The sequence below is a fragment of the Rummeliibacillus sp. POC4 genome (assembly GCF_003576525.1).
Taxonomy (GTDB): Bacteria; Bacillota; Bacilli; order Bacillales_A; family Planococcaceae; genus Rummeliibacillus.
Genome location: NZ_QWUA01000107.1, coordinates 1 through 7706 on the forward strand (window position 1 = coordinate 1; position 7706 = coordinate 7706).

General features: G+C 32.6%; 7 protein-coding genes. 3 read left to right on the top strand and 4 right to left on the bottom strand.

Going from position 1 to position 7706, the window contains the following annotated elements; translation table 11 throughout:
* Nucleotides 1–468 precede the first annotated feature (468 nt).
* Nucleotides 469–1359 carry a hypothetical protein gene (locus tag D1606_RS17670; RefSeq protein ID WP_119417336.1) on the bottom strand — a complete coding sequence of 297 codons (891 nt, stop codon included), beginning with the start codon at nt 1357–1359 and terminating at the stop codon, nt 469–471.
* Between the two features lie 444 nt (nt 1360–1803).
* Here D1606_RS17670 and D1606_RS17675 point away from each other — a divergent pair, with 444 nt between their 5' ends.
* Together D1606_RS17675 and D1606_RS17680 are read left to right on the top strand one after the other, a co-directional pair.
* Entirely contained in the window at nt 1804–2283 is a 480-nt protein-coding gene (locus D1606_RS17675) for a sigma-70 family RNA polymerase sigma factor (RefSeq protein WP_119417337.1), read from the top strand.
* Nucleotides 2284–2495: 212 nt separating this feature from the next.
* The gene (locus D1606_RS17680; protein ID WP_119417338.1) at nt 2496–2708 is read left to right on the top strand and encodes a hypothetical protein; all 213 of its coding nucleotides are present in this window, start codon (nt 2496–2498) and stop codon (nt 2706–2708) included.
* 130 nt (nt 2709–2838) lie between these two features.
* On the opposite strand, the gene D1606_RS17685 is transcribed toward D1606_RS17680, so the two are convergent.
* Together D1606_RS17685 and D1606_RS17690 are read right to left on the bottom strand one after the other, a co-directional pair.
* The gene (locus tag D1606_RS17685; RefSeq protein WP_119417339.1) at nt 2839–4131 is read right to left on the bottom strand and encodes an arsenic transporter; all 1293 of its coding nucleotides are present in this window, start codon (nt 4129–4131) and stop codon (nt 2839–2841) included.
* A 559-nt stretch (nt 4132–4690) separates the two neighbouring features.
* On the bottom strand, nt 4691–5533 hold the full coding sequence (locus D1606_RS17690; RefSeq protein WP_119417340.1) for a sensor domain-containing diguanylate cyclase: 843 nt from the start codon (nt 5531–5533) through the stop codon (nt 4691–4693).
* A gap of 711 nt (nt 5534–6244) precedes the next feature.
* On the opposite strand from D1606_RS17690, the gene D1606_RS17695 reads away from it, so the two are divergent.
* Entirely contained in the window at nt 6245–6427 is a 183-nt protein-coding gene (locus D1606_RS17695) for an immunoglobulin-like domain-containing protein (protein WP_119417342.1), read from the top strand.
* A 296-nt stretch (nt 6428–6723) separates the two neighbouring features.
* Here D1606_RS17695 and D1606_RS17700 read toward each other — a convergent pair.
* Nucleotides 6724–7706: WG repeat-containing protein (locus D1606_RS17700; protein ID WP_147414544.1), on the bottom strand; the 983-nt coding region annotated here is incomplete at its 5' end.

Below are 7706 nucleotides of genomic sequence, written 5' to 3' on the forward strand. Positions count from 1 at the left end.
ATAGATTACAGTTAAAAGATACGCTAATTCTACTAATGATTTCAAAGTATATGGATGATTAAGAAGGAGATTTTTGAAACTTAATTCCACAGTAATTTAATATGACATCTTTAGCAATGCATCAAACAAGCTTGGTGAATATTGACCAAAAGTGTTCAAAAATCAAAAGATGTTTTTCTTGAACAACTTTCGATGATTCAATAGTCTGACTAAACTAAAGCTACTGTTGAATCAGATACTCACAATTCACTTGAAATGAGAGTACCTGATTTTTTTCTTAAACAAATCTTAGTTCATGGTTTGTCATTTTGTTACTCCTTTTGTTTTATACTTCATACTCATTTTCTGATTATAGGAGAATACATATTGTTTCAATACTGAGTAATGTTAATAAGTTTATTAATATTTTTTTATAAAACCAAAGAACATAATGAAAACACCACCCCGACTATAGGTGGTGTTTTCATTTTATTTTCTCAACACCTCTAATAAGATTCCCGATTTATCCTCGGAACGTTCTGCTCTTGGAAATTGGAGGCAATAGGGGTCGTTTCTTTCCATGACGGCAATTTTTGTGTAAGCGCTTTTAAAACCGCGGTTAAAAATTTGCTTCGCTGTATCTCCCCATCGTTCTTGCCCTGGTGTTTTGTGATTTAGTAGTTGAAATCCGCCTGATACTAATGCGATTTTCTTTATGTCCATTAATGGAATGCTGCCTTTTTCCAAGAAGCTGATTGCTTGTCTGCTCCCGTCAATTGAAGAATATCCCTTATGTGTGTTGGAGCTTGCGAGGCATTTTTTCTGAAAGGTTTCTGTTAACTTAACTGCATTTTCATAGCATGTTTGTAGCTTTTTCTCTGAGTATTTTCTTCTTAATCCCTTTTTTAAAGAATGAAATGATGACTTTAATTTTAAATGATATTTCACTTGTACTTTTGCTTTGTGATCATAGGTAACGCAACGGATTGTACCATTTTCATATTGTACAAAGAGCATGCAATTTCCAGATTGAACATACTCTAAATGTTCATCTCTAATCTGAATAGCTATGACACTACAACTATTTCGAATATGTTTATCCGATTCATCGTAGTCAAACCAGATCGTTTTTCCAATTTTCTCTTTTCTAATCGCATTATTAGCTGCACATATGACTGCTTCTAAAGAGTCATTTAAATATGTTGGATCATTTAAATAACGTCGCATTATTTCTGCAGCTTTTGCACCAGAAAATGGACCTAGTGCTGAATCTCCATCGATCACAGCAAATCGATTATTTGTCGAGTCGCAAACTAAAGTGTTATCTATTTCTCTCCCGTAACCATCAACAGACATTAATCCAGAAGGTTTAACGATCATTCTACAATTTCCTCCATTCTTTTTATGAATTAAAAAAATCCCCTTGAAAAAACTCACAAAACGACTAGATATTCCTGCTCATATCTATCAACATCCTTTCTGCTTAATTTTATCTATATATTACCAAATTATTTTTAAAAAGGATTATTTGTAGTCTAATTGTAACTAATTATTCACATTTTAAGTAATTTTTTAAAAAATGATAAATTTTATAAAATCTACACCTTCCTACTGAAAATTTAAGTCATATCAAATTTTTATCATGCCATAAAACGTTGATATGACGGACTTTCGATAAACATCGACAATTCATCGACAAAATTTTTTTATCGTTTTTACCCCTATAAAACTCATTTTTGTTCATTTTACAAATATCAAAACAAATTTGTATTCTCAAAGCACCTAGGAATATAGCATTGTGCACAATGAGATTGGAAACTTTTGATGAATAACTTTGAAGAAGTACTTGAAGGTTTTGAACCAATGATCACAGCTGCTATTCGAAAATGTCGTATTTACAAAAATCATGACCACTATCGCCAAACAGCTAGAATTGCACTATGGAAAGCATGGGAAAATTATGACCAAGAACAAGGTGACTTTGAACCTTATGCGTACACATGCATCAAAGGAAGTATTCTTGATGAACTAAAGAAGGAAAGCCGTTACGAAGAGCGCTATTACCCAGAACAAGATGATGTCATCGACTTTTATATGCCAGCTTCAGAAATAGAAAACACAGATATTTTCGATCAATTTCTAAGTAAACTAAAAAAAGACGATAAACAACTCCTCATCGGCTATTATCTAGAAGGCTACACCTTTAAAGAATTAGCAAAAAAATATAATCAGTCTGCCGATGCGTTACGAAAAAGAAAAAAGAGGCTTTTGGATAAATTGAGAAAAGATTTGATGGAGTATTGATGTGTATCCGTAGTACGTTGAATCTTCTTAAGATAAAGATATCAATATAGAAATACTCATATTATTGTCTCAAATTTCAACTCAAAAATCCGAACCTACATGAATCATTTGGTTCGTCCATGCCAAAAATAAGGATAGATTTTGAATGGATATCCAAATTAGGTATATCTACTTGAAATTATTCAAGTAAAATTATTGGAGGCAATAGGCAAATGGATATTTCTGAAGAGCGTTTTAATGAGTGGCTCGAGGAAAGAATGAAGATAGAATTAAAGAATTTAATCATCGAATCAATTCAAAATGAGTATCCGCAAAAATTTATCGATACTCTTATAAAAAAAGGCAATTTCAACGAAGATGAGGTACAAGAAATTTATAAAGAATTCCGTCATACCCTACCCAATCAAAAGCCACCTATTAACTAAATTGATGTATGCTGAGCAAATTCTTAGCAGTCTTCCTTTTTCAAGAATACTATGTTAAGAAAAAGTCCTTGATCTCAATATAGATCAAGGACTTCATTTATTTACAGCCATGATGTTATCAGATATACCATTAAAAAAGCAATGTTATATAGAGACCTGTTAAAGTGATTAATAAGATAGGAATTGTTAATGTAATCCCCATTTTGAAGTAAGTGCCCCAGGAAATTTTAATTCCCTTTCCCGCTAAGAGGTGGAGCCATACTAGTGTTGCCAATGAACCAATTGGCGTAATTTTAGGTCCTAAATCCGACCCAATCACATTGGCATAAATAAGTCCCTCTCTCACAACGCCTGTCGTATTTGTTTGTACAATGGCTAGCGCGTCGATCATAACGGTAGGCAAATTGTTCATAACCGATGACAAAAAGGCTGCGATAAAGCCCATCGCCACAGTTGATACGTATAAACCATGTGTAGCAAGGTTTTCAATAACGCCTGATAACGAATTTGTTAGCCAAGCATTCCCAACACCATAAACGACAACATACATCCCAATTGAGAAAAATACAATCGTCCATGGTGCACCTTTTAAAACAGCTTTAGTATCAACTGCATGACTCTGTTTAGCCATAACTAATAAGAATATCGCAATCATTCCAGCAATAATTGAAACAGGCACCCCTACCCATTCACTCGTCACATAACCGATTAACAACAATACTAATACGACCCAAGAAAGTCGAAACATTCCTTGATCTCGAATCGCTTCTTTTGGCTCTTTTAGCTTGGATACATCATATCGACTCGGAATGTTTTTCCTGAAATAAATAGATAGTACAATAATTGTTGCAATTAAAGAAAAAATATTTGGTAGAATCATTCTTGCAGCATACTCTACAAACCCGATATCAAAAAAATCTGCTGATACAATGTTCACCAAATTACTAATGACAAATGGTAGAGATGTCGTATCTGCTATAAATCCACTCGCCATGATAAACGGAATCACCATTGTCTCTTTAAAATTTAAATTACGAACCATTGCCAATACAATCGGCGTTAATATCAAAGCTGCTCCATCATTCGAAAAGAACGCAGCTACAAGAGCACCTAAAATACTGACATACACAAACATTTTGATGCCATTGCCATTCGATAACCTTGCCATCTGCAAAGCAACCCACTCAAATAATCCAATTTCATCTAAAATAAGCGAAATGATAATAATAGCTACAAACGTTAATGTTGCATTCCAAGTAATCCCCACTACCTTCTCAACATCTTGAAAATCAACAACACCAACTACTAACCCGATAATCGCCCCCACACACGCTGTTAGGCCTATATTCAATCCCTTTGGCTGCCATATCACAAGAAATAATGTCACCAAAAAGATAACAGTTGCTACAATCGCCATTCCCATAATCCTTCTTTCTAAAACCCAAAATCATTTTTCAAAATACTTTCTATATCATACCACCATCCATTCATGATGTACGATAGGATTTAAAATGATCATGAATGGATTTTCCGACGGATTTGAGTTTGTGCTCACTCAGAATGACTTAAATTGCTGTAAGAGCGAATTCAATTTCTTTTCGAGCGAATAAATGTCCGCTGAGAGCGAATAAATCTGTTGTAGGAGCGAATATCTCTGCCGAAAGAGCGAATAAATTACTCAAAATCCTTTGGCCGCGGCTCGATTACTGGTTAAATCTAGTATCTTTGCCGCGAATTATGGGAGTACTTTGGGCTACTGTGAGTTTGCTGACACGCAAGGGGACTTAAATTGTCCGGAACGTGGATTGAATAGACGATTTTTAACTAAATTAACTGGAATTGATAAAATCATCATCTCCATATCTGACTTGAATATCAAAGTGAATTGAATAAAAAATAGATGAAGCACTCCTAACAACTATGTGATGTTGTTAGGAGTACTTCATTTTAACTTAAAGAATTTGAATCTAGTAATCTTTGCCTTATGACTGCACTTGGTGTTTCTTACGCTTTTCTATGTACATATTTTGATCTGCTTCTGAAAATAGTTCATCCATTATGTCGATAGAATGTTGACTGAATGCATAACCTTTTGAGATGCTTACTTTTATTTTCTTTTTATTTTGATTGAGTTGATTGATATCCTCTGTAATTCGATGAATGCACTGAACCACCTCATCACGATTAACATTTGTTATAAGGACCGCAAACTCATCTCCACCAATTCTCGAAATAATTGAATTTTCCGGACACTGTCTTTCTAATATGCCTGCAGCTTCTTGGATGAGAGCATCTCCTTCTTTATGTCCGTACGAATCATTTGTTACTTTTAAGTTATCTAAGTCACATACAATAATGCCAACTGACGAGTCTATTTCATTATTATACTTATCCATGTTTTTCGAGAAAAAACAACGATTATAGACTTTCGTTAGTGGATCATGTGAAATTTCAAATTCTAAATCTTTTTGAAGCTTCATTTTTTCATTAATATTTCGGATGGAACCTTCAATTCCTACTAACTCCCCATTTTCATAAACAGGTGTTGTATATTCCTCACACCAGATATACTCCCCTTGATCATTTTTCCAACGTTGTATAACTGGCTTATCATAATCCCATTCACCCGAAACTTTCTTTTCTAAAATGTCAGCATCATCCGGATGAATCAACTCAAAAGGAAGTATCGGATTCTCATATGACCGTTTAATAACACCTTTTCCCATGATTCTTTCGAGAGAAGGACTAATGTATAGGAACTTTCGTTCAGGTTTTACCTCATAATAATAGATAGCATCCTTTGAATATTCTATTAATTTAATCAAACTTTGAACTTTTTTAGTATCAAGTTGGGTATGACAATCAGATTTTCTCTTAGAATATTGATGTTACAAATAAACCATCAAAAGACATATCAGTATTCCTGATATAAATCCAACCATATTCATCATCTCTTTCCGATATTTGTATATATGTATTTAATCTAACGCCCAAAATAATACTAATATCCTGTTTTTAATTATTTTCATTAGTTATATTATACTACTTAAATAAATATCGAACAATACATTTATGGTAATTAGCACCATTATATAGACTGAATATAAGCACAAAGCACTTAAATCATTACCTCTCACTTGATGTATTTATTGAAAGATCTTATACAGGAGCAATTACCTTGAACTTACTATCGCATAAGGAGTTAAATTGATGAAAGAGCGGATAAAGAACGTACAAAAGAGCAGATCATCTAAATTAACTATTATTACATACCATTCCTCTTATTAAAGAAAATTGAACTTTAATTATCATATATTCAAATATGAGTTGTATAGTGAATATATAGAGAATAGTAAAAGGAAGCGAATGGCAATGAAAAAGGAGTTTATGCATTATTATTAGCAGGGAGCATGATGACATTTAGCCAATTTCAAGCTCATGCAGCAGAACCCAGATCATAAAGGAGGATTTCTTTGGGGTCTATATGATTTAGATAATGAAGAAAATCGACTAAACAATAGCGAAAATGTAAAACGATAAAAAGAAAAAATTCATTTAACCCATTAAAAGGTGTAAAAGTTATAGATGAACATGATGGTAATATCACAGACAAATTAACAGTAAACACCTATAAAAAAGGCACTTATAAACTAACATATAGAGTTAACGATGCTGCCGGAAATACTGCTACGAAGACGATTAAGATTAGAGTGAAATGAGTCACTTTGACTATACAAAATATTTACATCGAAATAGATTAAAATCATTCTACCAAATGATTTTAGCCTATTAATTAAATTCCTTTATAAAATGTAAAACCAGCCCCTAAATAAAAATTTAGAGTCTGGTTTTCATTTTTATTAAAAATGAACTTCAATATTTAAAATTAGTATTTCGTTTTCTTGCACCTATAGACTAATTCGTTAGTAATTCAACACCGTTGGAATTCTTATCTGTGAACTACACCTAATACTTCATCTATTTTTGCATATTACTTTTAATATCATGCTAATAGTCATTTCTTTTGTAGTATTTTAATTTTTGTGCCTTTTTCATTAATTGTTCCTAATGCATAACCATTATTAAAGAACATTAGATCATAGTATTTATTTTTTAATTTAATTTTTTGACCTGTTGATGTGTAAATATAGTTATAACGTGGGTCGGACATTGGTGCTAAAAATACCAATCCTTCTCTAAATTGTAACGGGTCATTGTTTGTTGGAATGATTTCAAAAGCCTTTTTCCCTGTTTTTACAGATAGATATCCAATATCATACCCACCTTTATCTTCATAAGTATATCCAACTAAACCATTTTGAGGATATGTTAAATAAGCATATTTAAATGGTATAACTGTTTTACCGTTTTTATCGATAGCTCCATAGAAAAAGTCTTTATTCTGTACAACTGCTACACCGTTTTCAAATGAAAAAATTTCTGAGTATTTATATGAAATAACCAATTCACCTTTTTGGTCAATATATCCCCACTTTCCATTTTTCATTACTCCTGCCAAGCCATCCTGAAATGAATAAGCTTCTTTAAACTGTGGTTCAATCACCATTTCGTTTTTTATATTAATATATCCATACTTTCCGTTTTTCTTAACTAAAATAAGTCCATCACTATAATCATTCGTATCTTGATAAGTAATTGGAATAACTATGTTTCCTTCTTTATCAATATTTCCCCATTTACCATTTTTACTTACTTGCGCATAGCCATTTGAAAATTCATAGGCAGCTTCTTCATACTCTGCTTTAATGACAACTTGACCTTTGTTGTTGATATAGCCCCATTTACCATTGATTTTTACACTTGCTAATCCTTCTGAAAAGTTGTGAGCCTTTTGGAATTTTGGCTTAATCACCATTTTACCTTTTACATCCATATAGCCCCACTTTCCTTTCTTCTTAACAGCTATTAACTTTTCTCCAAAGGGTGAAGTATCTCGATCAAAACTTTCCACAGTGAATGTTTTGCTTTCACTTATTT